Source organism: Segniliparus rugosus ATCC BAA-974, assembly GCF_000185725.2.
Classification (GTDB): Bacteria; Actinomycetota; Actinomycetes; order Mycobacteriales; family Mycobacteriaceae; genus Segniliparus; species Segniliparus rugosus.
Genome location: NZ_KI391953.1, coordinates 1808037 through 1825722 on the forward strand (window position 1 = coordinate 1808037; position 17686 = coordinate 1825722).

The window sequence follows — 17686 nt, forward strand, 5'->3', positions numbered from 1 at the left end:
TCGCGCTCATCGCCGGTACGCCAGCGTCTCTCGGAATGGGGCCGGGATAGTCGGCAGGGCGAGGATGTGCGCGACGGCGAACGCGGGGTCGAGGCGCACGTAATTGCCGTGGCCCCATTCCCATTGTTGGCCGGTGACCTCGTCGCGGACCGGGAAGCGCGCGCCCGGCTCCTGGCCGATCCCTTCGAGGTCGAGCCACACCGTCGTCTCGCGCGGGACGTGCGGGTCGAGGGTCACCACGACGAGCACGGCGTCGCCGGTCGCCGGGTCGTGCTTCGAATAGGCGATGATCTCGTCGTCCTCGGGGTAGTGGAATCGCAGGGTGCGCAGCTGCCCGAGCGCGGGGTGCGCCCTTCGGATCGCGTTGAGCTTCGCGATCCACGGTTCGAGCGAGCGCTCGGCGCGCAGCGCGCCTGCGAAGTCCCTCGGCCGCAGCTCGTATTTCTCCGAGTCCAAGTACTCTTCGCTGCCGGGGCGGACCGGGAGGTGCTCGAAGAGCTCGTAGCCGCTGTACACGCCCCAGGACGGGCCGAGCGTCGCGGCGAGCGCCGCGCGGGAGGCGAACGTCGCCTCGCCGCCCCGGACCAGTTGGTCGGTGAGGATGTCCGGGGTGTTCACGAACAGGTTCGGCCTGCACACGTCCGCGTGGGCGACGAGGTCGGCCATGAACTCGACAAGCTCGTGTTTGGCGGTGCGCCAGGTGAAATAGGTGTAGGACTGGCTAAAGCCCAGTTTGGCGAGGCCGTAGAGCCGGGCGGGCCGGGTGAACGCCTCGGAGAGGAACACCACGTCGGGATGTTCCTGCCAGATCCGCGTGATGAGCCAGCTCCAGAAGTCCGGCGGTTTCGTGTGCGGGTTGTCGACCCGGAAAACGCGCACCCCGAGGCCGACCCATTTGAGCACGACTTCGAGCACGCCCTGGCGCAGCCCGCCTGGGTCGTTGTCGAAGTTGAGCGGGTAGATGTCTTGGTATTTCTTCGGCGGGTTCTCCGCGCAGGCGATGGTGCCGTCCGGGCGGGTGGTGAACCACTCCGGGTGCTCTTTGACCCAAGGGTGGTCGGGGCTGCATTGCAGGGCGAAGTCGAGCGCGACCTCGAGGCCGAGCTCTTCGGCCCGCGCGACGAACCGCTTGAAATCCTTCTCGTCTCCGAGCTGCGGGTGGATCGCGTCGTGGCCGCCTTCGGCGGAGCCGATAGCCCACGGCGAGCCGACGTCGTCCGCGTCGGCGGCGAGGGTGTTGTTGCGGCCCTTGCGCGCGGTCGTGCCGATCGGGTGGATCGGCGGCAGGTACACCACGTCGAAGCCCATCGCGGCGGCGCGTTCGAGCTGGGCTTCGGCGGTGGCGAAGGTGCCGTGCGCGGGGGAGCCGTCCTCGGCCCAGCCTCCGGTGGAGCGCGGGAAGAATTCGTACCAGGCCCCACGCGCCGCGCGGTCCCGCTCCACGAGGATCCGATGCGTTCGGCCACGGGTCACCAGCTCGCGGACTGGATGGCGGCGCAGGATCGCCGAGGCTTCCGCGCCGATCGCGAGGTCTGTGCGGGAGCGGAGCGATCCGGGGGAGCGCAGTCGCGCGACGGCTTCGCGCAGCGCCGCCCGCTCGTCCGGTCCGATTTGGTCGAGGTCGAGCGCCTGTTCGAGGATGCGCGCGCCCTCCTCGACCTCGTTGGCGAGCCCCTCTGCGGATTCCAGGTCCGCGTGCTCGGTCGAGAGGAACGCCTCGATGCGGCCGCGCCAGGTCGCGTAGGGATCGCGCCAGCCGTCCACCCGGAATTGCCAGAGCCCTTGGCTCTCCAACGGCAGGAGCGCGTGGAACGTGTCCTCCTCGGCTCCGGAGGCCATGTGCACGACGAGGGTGTCGGGCAGTCCCGAGGTCATCGCGACGACCGTCGCGCCGAGCTTGTCGTGCCCGTCCCCCCAGACGACGGCGCGGATCGGGAACAGTTCTCCTTGGACAGCCTTCGCGGGGTACGGCTCCTCGCCGACCGCCGGAGCGATGTCGTCAATCACCAATCGTGCGGCCATGCCTCCACGCTACCGGATCTCGCCGGTATGTTCGCCTCAAGCCTCTCGGCTCCGAGAGCGCAATGGCGGGCGGAAGGCCAGGATTTTGGCCTTCCGCCCGCCGCACTCGCCGTCGCGTCGGAACACGACGCGGGACGCGACGAAGATCAGCGGTCGTCGCGGTCCTCGCCGGGCCGGTCGCCGTCGTCGCCGGGGCGGCCATGCTCTTCGCCGGGCTGGTCGCGGTCGTCGCGGTCCTCGCCAGGACGGTCGCGGTCCTCGCCGGGGCGGCCGTGCTCTTCGCCGGGTCGGTCGCGGTCGTCACCGGGGCGGCCATGCTCTTCGCCGGGTCGGCCGTGCTCCTCGCCGGGCCGGCCGTGGTCGCCGCCAGGATGTCCTGGGCCGCCAGGCCCCGGCGGCGGGGGCGGCGGCGCGAACACGGCGGGACCGGCAACGCTCGGCTCGGCCCGGCCTGCGCGACCGCGCCGAAGCCGAAGATCGCTCCCGCCGAGGCGAGCCCGAGCAGGCCGACGAAGCCGCGTGCGATTCTTTGCTGGTTGAGCTCAGTCAATGGGATGGCTCCTCTCTGAAAGGGCGACAGTCCAGGTGGAGCTGCCAGCCGCAGCCTATCGGCGATTCCTGGCAAGACAACATGGAAGAGCTGTGGAAACGCCGCAAGCTCCGATCATGGGTTTTCCTCGGCTCGCGCCGATTATGCGCGGAAATCCCCGCTGTCAGCCCTCGTCCGACGCGACCTCGGCCAGCAGCGCTTCGAGGACGGCGGCGTGGGCGCGGGCCGCCTCGGCCCCGCTGGGCAGCCCGATCTCCACGCTGAGCCTGCCGCCGTAGGTGTAGACGAGGTAGAGCGAGCTGAACCGGCCGCGCGGGCCGTCCTTCTGGTTGGCGGCGAGGTACGCCGCGATGGCGGAGCCGTCGAACTCCGTCCAGCCCCGGAAATCGTGGACGCGGACCCCGCTCGGAGCGCGGATCGGCTCGACCTCGCCGATGTTCGTCGTGGTGATCCGGGGGATCTCCGGCTGATCTCCGCACAGCAGCTCCGTGAACCGCAGGATCCCCCGGTACACCGCCCCGGAGGCCACGTCGTCCCGGAGCTGTCCGAGCAGCTGCGCGCCGACGGCGGCGGGGTCGTCGTCCGGGCGGGCGGCGACCAGCCCCGGCGAGTTGCCGAGCGCGTTCGTGACGTCCCACGGCTGGGCGGGCGGGCGCAACCGGGGCCGGACGTCCACGGGCGTGTCGACGAAGAGATCCGCCGCCACGTCGTCGGGCAAGGGCATGCTGCGTCGCTCGGCGACCACGCAGGCTCCCGCGACGAGGGCGTGCACCGTCGTGCCCAAAGCCCGCGCGCGGGCCTTGAGCAGTTCGGTCGTACGCGTCGAGAGCCGGACGCGTTCGCGGGCGAACACGAATGCCGTCTGCTCGGGGAGATCGGACGGGACGGCCCGCCGCGACCGGTCCGGCCGAGGAGCCGCGTCGAAGCCCCGTTCGGCCAGCAGGGCTTCGGGGGCCTGCGGCACGGGCCGGGGCGCGGCGGCGGGGACGCGGCCTTCGGCCAGATCGGTGTAATGCGACCAGAGCCTCGCGTGCCAAAAGGAGCCGAGCCTGCCGTCCGCGATTGCGTGGTGCACCGCGAAAGAGACCGACGAGCGGTCTCCGTTCCGGACGACGTCGAGGAACGCGAGCTCTTTGGCCTGGTCCGCGAGGACGGACCCGGCACGGTCCTGGCGCACGGCGGCTTCGGAGCCGCCCGGAACGAGGAGGTCGAGTTCCGGCAGGCCGTCCGCCCGTCGGGCCGAGCCGGGGACGAGCCGCCCGGCGAGCACAGGATGCTCGCGGCGCAGACAGCCAAGCGCCTCGCGCAGCATGTCGAGGTCGATCGGGCCTTCCACCTCGACGGTGTACCAGATCGTCATCGAGCTCAGGGCGAACCAGGACTCCAACGTCGACAACGGGCGGCGGAACCCCGGACCGGAGGATGTTCCCGCCGCGATTGTCCTCGATTGCATAAAGACGCGCTCCTCTCCGCACGGATACCGGTGCGCAAGTGTAGGCGCGGCCGCGGACGTTGGCGAAGGGTTTTCCGGCGGGGTCGGGGGCAGGCGCTAGCGGTTGCCCTTCTCGGCCTGCTCGCGCAGCCGGCCGAGCGCGGCTTTGGTCACCGCGAGATCGGTGGTCTCCCAGAACGGGGGGAGGCTGGCTTTGAGATACCCGGCGTACCGCGCCGTCGCCAGCCGCGAGTCGAGCACGGCGACCACGCCTCGGTCGGACACCGAGCGCAAAAGCCGGCCGAAACCCTGCGCGAGCAGCACGGCGGCGTGGCTCGCCGACACAGAGAGAAAGCCATTGCGCCCCTTCGCCTGCGCGGCGTGGGTGCGGGCGATGGTGAGCGGGTCGTCCGGGCGGGGGAAGGGGATCCGGTCGATCACCACGAGGGAGAGGGACGGGCCGGGGACGTCCACCCCCTGCCAGAGCGAGAGCGTGCCGAACAGGGACGTCGCGGGATCGCCTGCGAAGGTCTCGATCAGCGCCCCGGTGGTGTCCTCGCCCTGGCAGAGCACCGGGGTGTCGAGCGCTTCGCGCATCGCCTCTGTGGCGGCCTGCGCCGCCCGCAAGGAGGAGAACAGGCCCAGGGTGCGCCCGCCCGCCGCCTCGATGAGCTCGCGCAGGACGTCCTGCTGCTCCGGGCTCGCGCCGTCTCGGCCGGGCGGGGCGAGATGCTTGGCGATGTAGCAGATGCCGGACTCTTTGTGCGCGAACGGGCTCCCGACGTCCAACGAGGACCAGGAGACCGAAGCCGCGCCCGCGAGCCCCCAATCGCCCGCGAGGTCGTCGAACTGGCCGCCCGGCGTCAGCGTCGCCGAGGTGAGCACCACGGTCTTTTCGCCGAACAGGCGCTCGCGCAACAGGCCGCCCACTGTCACCGGGGCCACATGGAGCAGGTTGGGCGGCTCTTTCTCCCGCCAGTCTTTGCTCGGCGGCGCGGTGGTCCACACCGCTTCGTGCCGGGCTGCGAGATCCTCTTGGGCGAAGACCTTCAACACCCGGTCGCAGACGCCGACGATGTCTTCGAGGCTGGTCATGGCCGAGAGGCGGGTGGCCGTCTCCACGGCGTTGTCCGCTTTCGGGAGGGCGCTGAGGCTGGTGAGCGCGGTGGCCGCGCTGTCGCGCAGCACGGTCACCGCTCCGACCGCTCCGTCCGGAGCCTGGCGCCAGAACCCCTCGGGGGCTTCGGCGATGAACGAGCCAAGCGCGTCGCCGGCGGTCTCCAGCCTGGCGCGGAGCTCGTCGGGGAGGAGCTTGCCGCAGCGCCGCGCGGCGATGGCGACCGGTCCGGAGCCGGTCGCCCCGGCGGCGACCGAAGTCACGTTGTCCACAAGCTCATGCGCCTCGTCCACGACCACGACCGTGTGCTCGGGCAGGAGCGAGTTCTGGCCGGAAAGGTCGATGGCGAGCATCGCGTGGTTCGTGACGATCACGTCCACCTTCGCGGAGGCAGCTTTCGATTTCTCCGCCCAGCACACCGTTCCTTTGGGGCAGCGGCTCATGCCGAGGCATTCGCCCTGGGTGACTGAGAACTGCCGCCAAGCGCGATCGCTCACCCCTGGGCGCAGCTCCTCGCGGTCGCCGGTCGTGGTCTGATCGGACCATGCGGTGATCCGGGCGACTTCGGCCCCCAAATTGGACTGCGCCGAAGTTTTGGGCTGCGCGGCCTTTTTGCCCGAGGGCGGCTCAGCGTCGAAGAGCCCTCCGCCTGCCGGGGGAGCCTCCGCATCGGGCTCGTCGAGCGTCGGCGCGGTGAGCTTGTGCAGGCACAGGTAGTTGCCCCTGCCCTTGAGCAGGGAGAACGTCGGCTCTCGGCCGAGGTGTTTGGCCAACGCGGCGCTGAGCGCGGGCAGGTCCCGGTCCACGAGCTGGCGTTGCAGCGCGATGGTCGCGGTGGAGACGACGACCGGCTCGCCCGCGCGCACGGCGTGCGCTATGGCTGGCACGAGGTACGCGAGCGATTTCCCGGTGCCGGGGCCAGCTTGCACCGCGAGGACCTTTTTGCCGAGGAGGGTCTCGGCGACCGCGTTCGCCATGACGACTTGCGGCTCGCGTTTCGCCCCGCCGAGATGCCCCACCGCGAGGTCGAGGAGCTTGTTCACCGGTTCCGCCTTGGCCACCGAACAAGCGTACGGCATACGGCCCGAATGTTGTCAGCCCCCGCGCCTACGCTCATCAAGCGCTCGTCACAAGGCGGGCCGAAAATAGCTCAGCCGCCTCGTTGAGGCGGCTGAGCTGAGTGAAGGGAGTCAAGATGATCGATGTTCTGGAAGGACTCTTCGTCTTGGCGGCGACTTCGCTGGTCTTGGTGTTCACCATGGTGATAATCCGCGTGATCACGAAGAACGGGAGTTAGCCGCTCAACCTGGGGGTCGGTGCTGGAACACTGGCCTCCAGGCCCTTCATCCGCCATCGTACACCCGTGCGCGCTCAGGTCAAGCGAAGACGACGCCGGAAGGTTCGAGCCTTCGCCGCGCCTCGGCCGCGCCGTCCGGTCGGACCGAGGCGCAGTACGCGAGGAGCACGCGGGCCTCGAATCCAGCCCGCGCCGCGTCGAGGGCGGTGGCCGCCACGCAGAAGTCGGTGGCGATCCCGGCCACGTCCACCGGGCCGACGTCCCGCTCCCGCAGCCAGTCGCCGAGCTTCGCGCCCGCCGCGCTCACGCCCTCGAAGCCGGAGTAGGCCGCGCTGTAGTGCCCTTTGTCGAAGACCTCGGCGAAGCGCACGCGGTCGAGTTCGGGGCGCAGCCTCGCGCCGGGGCTCTCGGCGCGGCAGTGCGGCGGCCAGGAGCCCGCGTAATCCGGCTCCTCGGAGAAGTGCGCGCCGGGGTCGATATGCCAGTCCCTGGTGGCGACGACGAAGTCGTACCCGGCGGGGGAGCGCAGCAGTTCTGCGAGGGCCGAGGCGACGGCGGTCCCCCCGGCGACGGCCAGCGCTCCGCCCTCGCAGAAATCGTTCTGCACGTCCACGACCACCAACGCGCTTGCCATGCGGCGAATCCTACGCCGTTTTCGCCCTTAGAGCGCGTAGTCCAGCGTGGTCATCATCCCGGCCTCCTGGTGGTAGGTGTTGTGGCAGTGCAGCATCCACGTGCCTGGGTTGTCGGCGACGAGGTCCGCCGCCACCTTCTGGCCGGGCAGCACGACGACGGTGTCCTTGCGCGGGCCCCGCGAGCCGTCCGGCTTGATCACTTGGAAGGTGTGCCCGTGCAGGTGCATCGGGTGCCACATCGTCGTCCGGCTGTTGTCGAAGACGAGCGAAGCCCGCTGCCCCTGGCGGATGCGCAGCGCAGCCGCGTCGGGGTAGCGCTTGCCGTCCAGCGCCCAGTCGTACTGCGTCATCGAACCGGTGAGCGTGACGGCGAGCGACGTGTCGGGCTTGCCCGGCCCCAAATCGACCGAGTCCGCCGCGGCGAACATCGTGGCCGTGCCCACGCGTTTGTCCAGCTCCGCCGGATGGAAGTCCGGGGCCGGAAGCGCCCCGGACCCGGTGGCCAGCGCGGCGCGCGCGTAGGCGTTCTTCCCCTCGGCGAGCGCGACCAGCGGGAACACCCCGTCTTTGGCGGTGACGACCACGTCGTAGCGCTCGCCCATGCCGAGGAGCAGCGCGTCGACCTCGGCAGGGCGGACCGGGAAACCGTCGGTGTGGGTGACGGTCATAGCGTGGTCCGCGAGCGCGACCCGGAACGCGGTGTCCGAGCCTGCGTTGATGAGCCGGATCCGCACGCGTTGGCCAGGCTTGGCGGAGAACGAGGTCGGCGCGGCCGGGATTTTGCCGTTGACGAGGTAGTACGGGTAGGCGATGTCGCCCGCGTCGCCGCCGAGCAGGTCGCTGCGCATCCCGCCCATGCCCGACATGTGCATGTGGGACATGTCCATGCCCGGCATGTGATGCATGGACATCGTCCGCAGCCCGTCCCAGATCTGCTTCGGGCTCTTGCCGACCCCGTCGGTCCAGTCGTCCAGGACGACGATCCACTCCGCGTCGTACGCGCCGGGCTCGGCGGGGTCGTCCACGACCACCGGGAGGTACAGGCCGTAGTCCGCGTCGACCCCGGTGTGCGGATGCGCCCAGTACGTGCCCGGATGCGGGGTCGAGAACCGGTAGACGAACGATTGGCCGGGCGCCACGTTCCCGGTCGCGGGGGCGGCCCCGTCCATATCGTTGCGCAGGGCGAGGCCGTGCCAGTGGGCCGAGGTGGGGCGGTCGAGCCGGTTGGCCAGCGTGACGGCGAGCTCGTCGCCCGCATTCGTGCGGATGAGCGGCCCGGGCAGGCTGTCGCCGTAGGCGAGGGTGTTCACCACGACGCCGCCGAGATCCACGCTCGCGGAGCCCGCCGTGAGCGAGGCGGTGACGGTGCGCCCGGTGTGCGGACGCGCGGCTTCGGCGGCGGCGACCGCTTCCGCGAGCGTCGGCTTCGTCGGCGGGCGGCCGCAGGCGGTTGTCTGTCCGACGGCGAGCGCGGCGAGGCCGCCCGAGACAGTGGTGGCGAATGTCCGCCTGGTCATCGGCTTTCGCAAGAGGTTGGGCATGGGACCACGATAGCACATATACCCTATGGGGGTATATGTGCTTGTGAAAAGACTTCGGAAAAGGTTGGCGAGGCGGGCTATGCTGCGGCGGTGTCGCCAGAGGAAAGGCTCGTGTACCGGGAAAAGGTTTTCGTCAATTTCCGCCGGGGACGCTGCTGGGTCCACGCGAAGCTCTTCGCGCTGCCCGGCGACGTGGACGACAGGGCGGCGCTCGGCCTGCTCCTGCGGCATGTGCGCTACCGGGACAGCTACGCGGGCTCCGGCAACCTGGACATGGAGACGCTCCACGGCCCGTATCGGCTGAGCGCCCTGAGCGTCGAGGTGTTCGAGCCGCTGGGCCGCTCGGCGGTGGAATCGGCGCTCCGGGCATGGGTCGAGCGGTACGTGTCGTTGTCCGAGGTGTGCGAGGGCCAGCTGGAGCGAGAGGTGTACCCGCTGATCAGCAGCGCCACGAGTTGCTATCGGTTGGCCGATTTGAGGCCGGCCGCGGAGCATGACTGGGGCTGGGTGGTCGGCAGCGTGGGAGGTTTTCACGAGTTCGTCCTGATCGACCGCGTCGAGGGGAGTTTGGCGCTCGTAGTGGCGGCCGACGACTGAACGTTCGAGGAACCGCCCCGCGCCTCCTCGGATTTTCGCGGGCCGGATGGGAGAATCGCCGGGTGAAGTCGTATCGGGATGTCGGCGTGGTGCTGCGCAACCACCAGCTCGGCGAGGCCGACCGGATCGTCGCCCTGCTCACGCGCGAGCACGGCCTGGTCCGCGCGGTGGCGAAAGGGGTGCGGCGCACCCGGTCGAAGTTCGGAGCCCGTCTCGAGCCGTTCAGCTGCGTCGACGTGCAGCTCTACCAGGGGCGCAGCCTCGACGTCATCACGCAGGCCGCGACCCTCGACGCGAACAGCGAGGAGATCACCGCCGACTACGGGAAATACACCACCGGCTGCGCGATCCTGGAGACCGCGACCCTGCTGGCCGGCCCCCAAGGCGCGCCCGCCGGGCAGCTGCACACGCTCACCAGGGGCGCGCTGGCCGCGCTGCGCAAGGGGGAGAAGCCGCGCGATCTGATCCTCGCCGCGTTCTTCCTGCGCGCGATGGGCCACGCGGGATGGATGCCCGCGCTCGCCGACTGCGCCCGATGCGGGAAGGAAGGCCCGCACCGCGCTTTCCACCCCCGCGCGGGCGGCGTCGTGTGCCCCTTGTGCCGTCCGCCCGGTTCGAGCACGCCGGGACTGGGGGTGTTCGATCTCATGGCGGCGCTCGCCGAAGGCCGTTGGGACGACGCGGCGGCGGCCTCGACGGCGGCGCGGGCCCAGGCGAGCGGTCTGACCGCCGCGCACTTGCAGTGCCATCTGGAATACCAGTTGCGCACGCTTTCGCTCGTGGAAGGCTTGGCGGAGGCTTCATAGGTGCGTATCTCTTCATCGCAGACGGGCTCGCGCGGTCCCGACCCCCATCCCTCCGGCGCTCGTCCGCCGCAGCTGCCGTCCGGAGCCGTGCCCAAGCACGTCGCGCTCATCATGGACGGCAACGGCCGGTGGGCGCAGCAGCGCGGCCTGCCCCGCACGGAGGGGCATAAGCGCGGCGAGTCGGTGCTCATGGACCTCGTCCACGGTTCGTTGGAGATCGGAGTCACGTGGCTTTCCGCGTACGCGTTCTCGACGGAGAACTGGTCGCGAAGCCCGAGCGAGGTCAAATTCCTCATGGGCTTCAACCGCGACGTGATCCGCCGCCGCCGCGACGAGATGCACGAGCTGGGCGTGCGCATCCGATGGGCGGGCAGGCGGCCGAGGCTCTGGCGCAGCGTCATCGCCGAACTGGAATCGGCCATGGAGCTCACCAAGCGCAACACGAAGATGAACCTGGTGATGTGCGTGAACTACGGCGCGCGGGCCGAGCTCGCCGACGCCGCCTCGCGGATTGGGGCGCTCGCGAAGGAGGGCAAGCTCAACCCGGACAAGCTCACCGAGGAAGGGCTGCGCAAGTTCCTCTACGTGCCCGACATGCCGGACGTCGACCTCATGCTGCGCCCGTCCGGCGAGATGCGGGTGTCGAACTTCCTGCTTTGGCAGTCCGCCTACGCGGAGCTTGTGGTCCAGGACAAGCTCTTCCCCGACATCGACCGGCGCGACCTGTGGGCGGCGTGCGAGGAGTACGCGCGGCGCAACCGTCGCTTCGGCAAGGCGTGAGGACGGCCGAGCCGCAGATCCCGGAATCAAACTCGTGGTGTGCTCCGCGCGTTGGCGCACTGCTGGTCTTGCGCGTTCCGTACCTGTTGCGCAGGGCGCGGCGGCGCCCGATGAAATGGGCGTGGTCGAGGTTCAGTACTTGATTTCGCACAACGAGATCTGCCCAGAAGGAACGAGCTGGCCCTCGAGCGCCGTCCACGACACCAGGCGGGCGATATCAGCCGGGGACGGTGGCGTGCTCCTCGCAGGCAGGGGCGTCCGTGTGACGGCTCTTTCGGGTTTTGTGCGTCTTGTCATCTGCTGCGGGTTTTGGCTCGGTGGTGGCAGAGCCGTTTCTCCCACTCGCGGGGCTCGTAGGAGGTATCCCCGCGTCTGGCTTTCCCGCCAGCCCGCAGGAGCGATGCTCAGCGATTTGCCGGCGTACAGCGCGGCCTTCGCGGTGATTTCCCCGGCGGGGAGCTTCGATCCGAGTTTCTGGATAGCGCCCGGTCATATTCTCCGCGAACGACAAAACGACGGTTCCCGGCGCTCGGGGGCCGAACGCGTTCGCCTAGCGCTTGCGCGCGAGCGTGAGGCCGAAATCGCCGTCCGGGTCGGTCCACCAGCCGATGGTCGAGAAACCAGCCTCGTCCAGTTCGCCCGCGATTCCTTCGCGCCGGAACTTGCAGCTCACCTCGGTGTGCAGCTCCTCGCCGGCGGCGAATTCCACGGTCAGGTCGAGATCCTCGACTCGCACGCGTTGCGCCCGGAGGGCGCGCAGTCGCATTTCGATCCACTCGTTCCGGGCGTCCCACAGCGCGACATGTTCGAACCCGTCGATATCGAAGTCCGCCCGCAGCTCTCGGTTCAGGATCGAGAGCAAGTTGCGGTTGAACGCGGCGGTGACGCCCGCGCTGTCGTCGTAGGCGCGCACGAGCCTTCCGGAGTCTTTCACGAGGTCGGCGCCGAGGAGCAACGTCTCGCCAGGACGCAGTGTGGCGGCCATAGCGGCGAGCAGCCCGGCCCGTGGTCCTGGCGCGTAGTTGCCGATCGTCCCGCCGAGGAAGACCAGCATGCGGTCCTCGCCGTCCGGCAGGAACCCGAGATGCCGGTCGAAGTCCCCGACGACGCAGTCGACCTGCATGCCTGGATAGCGTCGGGTGAGGCCGCCCGCCGCGCCGTCGAGCGCGGACTCGCTCACGTCGAACGCGACGTAGCGCCCCGGCCGCAACGCGTCGAGGAGCGTCCTGGTCTTATCGGAAGAGCCAGAGCCCAGCTCCATGGCCATCCGAGCGCCGGACAGCTCCGCGATCTCCTCCGCCGCGAGGCGCAACGCCGCGCGCTCCGCTTCGGTCGGGTAGTACTCGGGCAGCGCCGTGATCGCGTCGAACAGTTCGCTGCCGCGCTGGTCGTAGAACCACTTCGGCGGTATCTGCTTCGGCTCCGCCCGAAGCCCGGCGAGCACGTCCGCCCGCAAACCGGCGCGCAAGTCGTCCTGCAGCAGCAGCTGGGTGTGGGTGATGACCGATTCGGTGTAGAGAGGCATCAGATATCCTCCGCCAGCCGCAGTCCGGTGAACGGCCAGCGAGAGGCGGGGCCGAAGAAATTGCGGTACGTGATCCTGGTGTGCCCGACCGGGGTGACGCACGCCCCGCCGCGCAGCGTCATCTGGTTCGACATGAACTTCCCGTTGTATTCGCCGATGGCCCCCTCCGGCGGCGCGTAGCCGCGATAGCCGACGTACGGGCTCGCGGTCCACTGCCACACCTGCCCTTGCCATTGCCCGTCCGAGGCGGCTGAGGGGCGCAGCCCGACGTGGCGGCGGAGATCCGGTCCGAATCCCGCCGCGCGCGCCGCGTGCTCCCATTCGAACTCGGTTGGCAGCCGTTTGCCCGACCAACGGGCGAACGCGTCGGCCTCGTAATGGCTCACGTGGCTCACCGGTTCCTCCGGGCGGACCGGCGCGAGCCCGTGGAGGCTGAATTGCAGCCACTGGCCGTCCGCGTCCTGCTCCCAGTACAGCGGGGCCGTCCACCCGTCGGTCTGGACCGCGCGCCAGCCGTCCGACAACCACAGCTCCGGGCGGCGGTACCCGCCGTCGGCGATGAACTCGAGCCAATCCGCATTGGCGACGAGCGAGTCGGCGATCCGGTAGGGCTCGAGCCACACTCGGTGCCGGGGGCCCTCGTTGTCGTAGTGGAACCCCTCGCCCGCATGGCCGATCTCCACCAGGCCGCCCTCCTGCGCCAGCCATTGGGGCCCCGTCCGGCCCGAGGCGTTCCGGAAGCCGGGACCGTCCGGGAGGTTGCGGTAGGCGGGCTTGAGCGGATTCGCGGCAAGCGCGTGTTTGATGTCCATGAGCAGGAGCTCTTGATGCTGCTGCTCGTGGTTGAGCCCGAGGACGACGAGCTCTGCGATCTCCTGCCGGGCTCCCGCCTCGGAGTCCAGGAAGGCTGTCATCGCGTCGTCGACCGTCTGCCGGTACGCGGCGACCTCGCCGATCCCCGGCCGGGTGATCATGCCGCGGTGGTTGCGCTCGTGCCGGGGGCCGACCGCCTCGTAGTACGAGTTGAAGAGGAATTGGAAGTCGTCGCGATAGACCTGGTAGCCCGGACAGTGGGGCAGGAGCACGAAGGTCTCGAAGAACCAGGTGGTGTGCGCGCGATGCCATTTAGTCGGGCTCGCGTCCGGCATGGACTGCACGGTCTGGTCTTCGGGAGAGAGCGGTTCGGCGAGCTGTTCGGTCGTGTCGCGCACCGTGCGATACCGCTCGACGAGTCCCGCCTGGACTGGTGGAGCTTCCATGCCTGTCGGGTGGACGCGGACGCTCGGGCTTTCGGTGAAGGACATGCGTTGGCCTTTCTCGCCAGGTTTCCGTCTGGAATTCACCCTACACGCGATCACTGACAACGATCCTTGAATCTATGGCGCAGAACACATCATGCCTAGTCAGGAGGTGAGATTCGCGCGAGATGGTCTCCTGCCGGAGCGCCCGGCCCCATTCGTACGCCGTCAGCATCACCCCATGCCGCTTCGCGGCGCAGGGGCGAATACGCCGCCACAGAGCAGCCGGTTTGCGAAAAATGCAGGACCGGCGGCGACTGCGTCAATTTGCCCGCGCGCCAGCCGCGAACGACAAGGCCGTCGAACGGGCCGAGGAAAACTCAGCCCTGGTGGAGGCCGCACTCGGTCTTGGCGAACCCCGCCCAACGCCCGCTGCGCGGGTCCGCGCCGGGAAGGGGTTTGTGGGTGCACGGCGCGCAGCCGATCGACGGGTACCCCTCCTCCACGAGCGGGTTCACGAGCACGCCGTGCTGGTTCGCGTAGGCGGCGAACTCCTCGTCGTCCCACATCACGATGGGATTGAACTTCACCAGCCCGAAGGCGTCGTCGTAGGTCACCTTCGGCGCGTTCGCCCTGGTGGGGGACTCCACACGGCGAATGCCGGTGATCCATGCCCGGTAGTTCGCGAGGCCGTCGGTGAGCGGCACGACTTTGCGCAGCCTGCAGCATTCGCCGGGGTCGCGGGCGAAGAGGTCTTTGCCGAGCGCCTCGTCCTGCTCGGCGACGGAAAGCCGGGGGGCGAGGTTCACGATGCGGACTTCGGGGTAGACCAGCGGGACCGCGTCGCGGACCCCGAGCGTTTCGGCGAAATGGTACCCGGTATCCAAGAAGATCACGTCCACGTCCGGCTTGACCTTCGTGACCACGTCGACCAGGACCGCGTCCTGCATGTTCGACGCGACGGCGATCTTGCCGTCCACGTGCTCGAACGCCCACCGGACGATCTCTTCCGCAGAGGCGTCCGCGAGCTCCCGCGCGCCGCGCTCGGCGAGTTCCCGGTCGTGTTCTTTCTGTTCGGTCGTCGCAGTCGTCACGTCCACCTCAACACTTTCAGCGAAGTTCTTGTTCCTCGGCCCGCCGCGCCCAGTCGGCGAAGCGTTCGCCCTCGGCGCGGTTTTTCACGTAATTGGTCACCACGCGCTCGATGTAGTCGCCCAGCTCGTGCGTGGTGACTTTGTGCTGGCGCAGCTTGCGGCCGAAGTCAGGGCCGAAGCCGAGGCTCCCGCCGAGGTGGGCCTGGAAGCCCTCCACCGGGGTCTCCCCGTCGTCGTTCACCATCTGGCCCTTGAAGCCGATGTCGGCGATCTGAGACCGGGCGCAGGAGTTCGGGCAGCCGTTGATGTTGATGGTGATCGGGGAGTCGATCTGGTCGTCGAGATGCCCGAGCCGGGCTTCGAGCTCGGGGACGAGCGCCTGGGACCGCTTGCGGGTCTCGGCGAAAGAGAGCTTGCAGTACTCGATGCCGCTGCACGCCATGAGGTTGCGCCGCCAGATCGAGGGGCGGGCTTTGAGCCCGAGCGGCTCGAGCTCGTCGATCAACGCTTCGACGTGCTCGTCCGCCACGTCGAGGACGATGAACTTCTGATACGGGGTGAACCGGACTCTGTCCGACCCCGCGCGGGCGGCGGCTTCGGCGGCCTTGGCGAGGATCGTGCCGGAGACCCGGCCCGCGATCGGGGCGAAGCCGACGGCGTTGCGCCCGTCCTTCTGCCGGGTGATCCCGACGTGGTCGCGGGTGGGGACCTGCGGGGGGGCGGGCCCGTCCACGAGCGCCCGGCCGAGGTACTCCTCTTCGAGGACCTGGCGGAACTTCTCGACCCCCCAGTCTTTGACCAGGAATTTCAGCCTGGCTTTCGCGCGCAGTCGGCGGTAGCCGTAATCGCGGAAGATGCTCACCACGCCCTCCCAGACGTCGGGGACCTCCGCCGCGGGCACCCAAGCGCCGACGCGCTGCCCGAGGATTGGGTTCGTGGAGAGCCCGCCGCCGACCCACAGGTCGAAGCCCGGCCCGTGCTCGGGGTGGACCACGCCGACGAACGCCACGTCCTGCACCTCGTGCGGCAGGTCCATCAGCCCGGTGATGCCGGTCTTGAACTTGCGCGGCAGGTTCTGGTACTCGGGCTTGCCGATGTAGCGGCGTTTGATCTCCTGGATCGCCCAGGACGGGTCGACCACCTCGTCCTCGGCCACGCCGGCGAGCGGGGAGCCGAGGATGACGCGGGGGCAGTCGCCGCAGGCCTCGGTGGTGTCCAGGCCCACAGCCGCCAGGCGCCGCCAGATCTCCGGCATGTCCTCGACGCGGATCCAGTGCAGCTGCACGTTCTCCCGGTCCGAGAGGTCGGCCGTGTCCCGCCCGAACTCGGTGGAGATGGCCGCGATGGTCCGCAGCTGGTCAAGGCTCAGCGCCCCGCCGTCGCTGCGGATGCGCAGCATGAAGAACTTCGCCTCGAGAAGGTCGGTGTTGTCGTCCCCGGTGTACGTGCCGTCGTAGCCCTGCTCGCGCTGGGTGTAGAGGCCCCACCAGCGGAATCGTCCGCGCAAGTCCTCTTTGGGGATGCTGTCGAAGCCCTCTTTCGCGTAGATCTGCTCGATCCGCTCGCGAACGCCCAGCGGGGCGGCCTCTTGCTTGATCCGCTCGTTGTCGTTCAGCGGGGTCTGCCCGCTCACTTTCCACTGGCCCTCGTCGCGGGTTTTCTGCGGACGGGGCCGTGCTGGGCTGGGCGCTTCGGACATCGGACCTATTGTAAGGGAGGATTCTGAGTTTGGAGCCCGCTTGCCGCACACTGGACTTGTGACTTCCTCGCCAGTGCCTGCTGCCGCGATCGAAGACGGGTTCCCCGTCGATTCGCTCAGCCCGAGCCCAGATGCGCCGTTCGGAGTGTATGTGCACGTCCCGTTCTGCGCGAGCCGTTGCGGGTACTGCGATTTCAACACCTACACGCCGGGGGAGCTTGGCGGGCGCAGCGGGACGGGAGAGTGGTTGACAGCACTCGGCCAAGAGCTGGACTTGGCCGCCTCGGCGCTGGGCCGCGCGGGCGGCCCGCCCACGGTGCGCACGGTCTTCGTCGGCGGCGGCACCCCGTCCCTGCTCGGCGCGGCAGGGCTCGCCCGAGTGCTGGACGCGATCGGCGCGCGCTTCCCGATGGCCGAATCCCTCGAAGCGACTTGCGAGGCGAATCCCGAGTCCACCTCGCCGGCCTTCTTCGAAGGGATCCGGGCCGCCGGGTACACGAGAGTGTCGCTCGGCATGCAGTCCGAGGCGGCCCATGTGCTCGCGGTCCTCGACAGGGCGCACACGCCGGGGCGGGCGACGCGAGCGGCGCAGGAGGCGCGCGCCTCTGGGATCGAGCACGTCAACCTCGACCTCATCTACGGGACGCCCGGCGAGACGGAGCCGGACCTCGCGCGCAGCCTCGCGGCGGTCGTGCAGGCTCCAGTGGACCACGTCTCCGCCTACGCGCTCACCGTCCACCAGGGCACCGCCATGGGGCGGGCGGTCGCGAAGGGGGAGCTGGCCGCGCCGGACGACGACGTGCTGGCCGAACGCCACGCGATGGTGGACGAAGCGCTGGCGGCGGCGGGGTTCGAATGGTACGAGGTCTCGAACTGGGCGAAAAGCCCGGAAGCCCGGTGCAGGCACAACCTCGGGTACTGGCAGGGCGGCGATTGGTGGGGCGCGGGGCCAGGGGCGCATTCCCATGTGAACGGGGTGCGGTGGTGGAACGCCAAGCATCCTGCCCGCCACGCGGCGCTGGCCGCCTCGGGCCGCGCTCCGGTCGCGGGTTTCGAGGCGCTCACCGACGAGGAGCGGCACACCGAGGACGTGATGCTGCGGCTGCGGGTGCGCGAGGGCGTCGCCCGAGCTGTGCTGCGCGGACCGGAGCTGGACCGCGCGGCACAGCTCGTCGCGGAAGGACTGCTGCTGGAGCAGACGGACCGGATCGCGCTCGCCCCCTCGTCCCGAATGCTCGCGGACGGGCTGGCGGTGCGGCTGCTCAGCGCCTAGCCGGGGCCAGCGCTGCGCGTTGTTGTGGCGTTTCGGCGCTGGGGGCGTAAAATAATCATCTCTAGGAGGTGATGACGAGC

At 69.6% G+C, this 17686-nt stretch carries 14 protein-coding genes; 5 read left to right on the forward strand and 9 right to left on the reverse strand.

The genetic code is table 11. The annotated features are described in order from the left end of the window. Window positions 1-6: 6 nt before the first annotated feature. Window positions 7-2022 carry an alpha-1,4-glucan--maltose-1-phosphate maltosyltransferase gene (locus tag HMPREF9336_RS08885; protein ID WP_007471047.1) on the reverse strand — a complete coding sequence of 672 codons (2016 nt, stop codon included), beginning with the start codon at window positions 2020-2022 and terminating at the stop codon, window positions 7-9. Between the two features lie 62 nt (window positions 2023-2084). On the opposite strand from HMPREF9336_RS08885, the gene HMPREF9336_RS17500 reads away from it, so the two are divergent. After that, the gene (locus HMPREF9336_RS17500) at window positions 2085-2591 is read left to right on the forward strand and encodes a hypothetical protein (protein WP_156920329.1); all 507 of its coding nucleotides are present in this window, start codon (window positions 2085-2087) and stop codon (window positions 2589-2591) included. Between the two features lie 144 nt (window positions 2592-2735). Here HMPREF9336_RS17500 and HMPREF9336_RS08895 read toward each other — a convergent pair whose 3' ends face one another. From HMPREF9336_RS08895 to HMPREF9336_RS08910, 4 genes are all read right to left on the reverse strand, one after another. Then, on the reverse strand, window positions 2736-4025 hold the full coding sequence (locus HMPREF9336_RS08895; RefSeq protein ID WP_021030385.1) for a phthiocerol/phthiodiolone dimycocerosyl transferase family protein: 1290 nt from the start codon (window positions 4023-4025) through the stop codon (window positions 2736-2738). A gap of 96 nt (window positions 4026-4121) precedes the next feature. Beyond that, a complete protein-coding gene (locus HMPREF9336_RS08900; RefSeq protein WP_021030386.1) occupies window positions 4122-6200 on the reverse strand; it encodes an ATP-dependent DNA helicase in 2079 nt (692 codons plus the stop codon). Between the two features lie 297 nt (window positions 6201-6497). Then, a complete protein-coding gene (locus HMPREF9336_RS08905; protein ID WP_007471053.1) occupies window positions 6498-7052 on the reverse strand; it encodes an isochorismatase family protein in 555 nt (184 codons plus the stop codon). A gap of 27 nt (window positions 7053-7079) precedes the next feature. Further along, window positions 7080-8594 (reverse strand): multicopper oxidase family protein, encoded by a 1515-nt coding sequence (locus tag HMPREF9336_RS08910; protein WP_021030388.1) that lies wholly within the window; start codon window positions 8592-8594, stop codon window positions 7080-7082. Window positions 8595-8684: 90 nt separating this feature from the next. Between HMPREF9336_RS08910 and HMPREF9336_RS08915 the strand changes: the two genes are divergently transcribed. The 3 genes from HMPREF9336_RS08915 to HMPREF9336_RS08925 all read left to right on the forward strand — a co-directional run bounded on the left by HMPREF9336_RS08915 (window position 8685) and on the right by HMPREF9336_RS08925 (window position 10777). Beyond that, window positions 8685-9191, forward strand: a complete 507-nt coding sequence (locus HMPREF9336_RS08915) for a hypothetical protein (protein WP_007471057.1) — start codon at window positions 8685-8687, stop codon at window positions 9189-9191. 62 nt (window positions 9192-9253) lie between these two features. Continuing rightward, window positions 9254-9997 carry a DNA repair protein RecO gene (gene recO, locus HMPREF9336_RS08920; RefSeq protein ID WP_007471059.1) on the forward strand — a complete coding sequence of 248 codons (744 nt, stop codon included), beginning with the start codon at window positions 9254-9256 and terminating at the stop codon, window positions 9995-9997. Beyond that, window positions 9998-10777: an isoprenyl transferase gene (locus tag HMPREF9336_RS08925; protein ID WP_007471060.1), complete on the forward strand. Its 780-nt coding sequence runs from the start codon at window positions 9998-10000 to the stop codon at window positions 10775-10777. Window positions 10778-11327: 550 nt separating this feature from the next. Here HMPREF9336_RS08925 and egtD read toward each other — a convergent pair. The 4 genes from egtD to HMPREF9336_RS08945 all read right to left on the reverse strand — a co-directional run bounded on the left by egtD (window position 11328) and on the right by HMPREF9336_RS08945 (window position 16333). Beyond that, window positions 11328-12302, reverse strand: coding sequence for an L-histidine N(alpha)-methyltransferase (egtD, locus tag HMPREF9336_RS08930; protein ID WP_007471062.1), 975 nt, complete (start codon window positions 12300-12302; stop codon window positions 11328-11330). Beyond that, window positions 12302-13606, reverse strand: coding sequence for an ergothioneine biosynthesis protein EgtB (egtB, locus tag HMPREF9336_RS08935; RefSeq protein ID WP_007471064.1), 1305 nt, complete (start codon window positions 13604-13606; stop codon window positions 12302-12304). The genes egtD and egtB overlap by 1 nt, the downstream gene beginning before the upstream one ends. A 314-nt stretch (window positions 13607-13920) precedes the next feature. Then, window positions 13921-14634 (reverse strand): phosphoadenylyl-sulfate reductase, encoded by a 714-nt coding sequence (locus HMPREF9336_RS08940; RefSeq protein WP_007471067.1) that lies wholly within the window; start codon window positions 14632-14634, stop codon window positions 13921-13923. Between the two features lie 16 nt (window positions 14635-14650). After that, window positions 14651-16333, reverse strand: a complete 1683-nt coding sequence (locus HMPREF9336_RS08945; RefSeq protein ID WP_007471070.1) for a nitrite/sulfite reductase — start codon at window positions 16331-16333, stop codon at window positions 14651-14653. 73 nt (window positions 16334-16406) lie between these two features. On the opposite strand from HMPREF9336_RS08945, the gene hemW reads away from it, so the two are divergent. Continuing rightward, window positions 16407-17606, forward strand: coding sequence for a radical SAM family heme chaperone HemW (gene hemW / locus HMPREF9336_RS08950; protein WP_007471071.1), 1200 nt, complete (start codon window positions 16407-16409; stop codon window positions 17604-17606). Window positions 17607-17686: the final 80 nt, after the last annotated feature.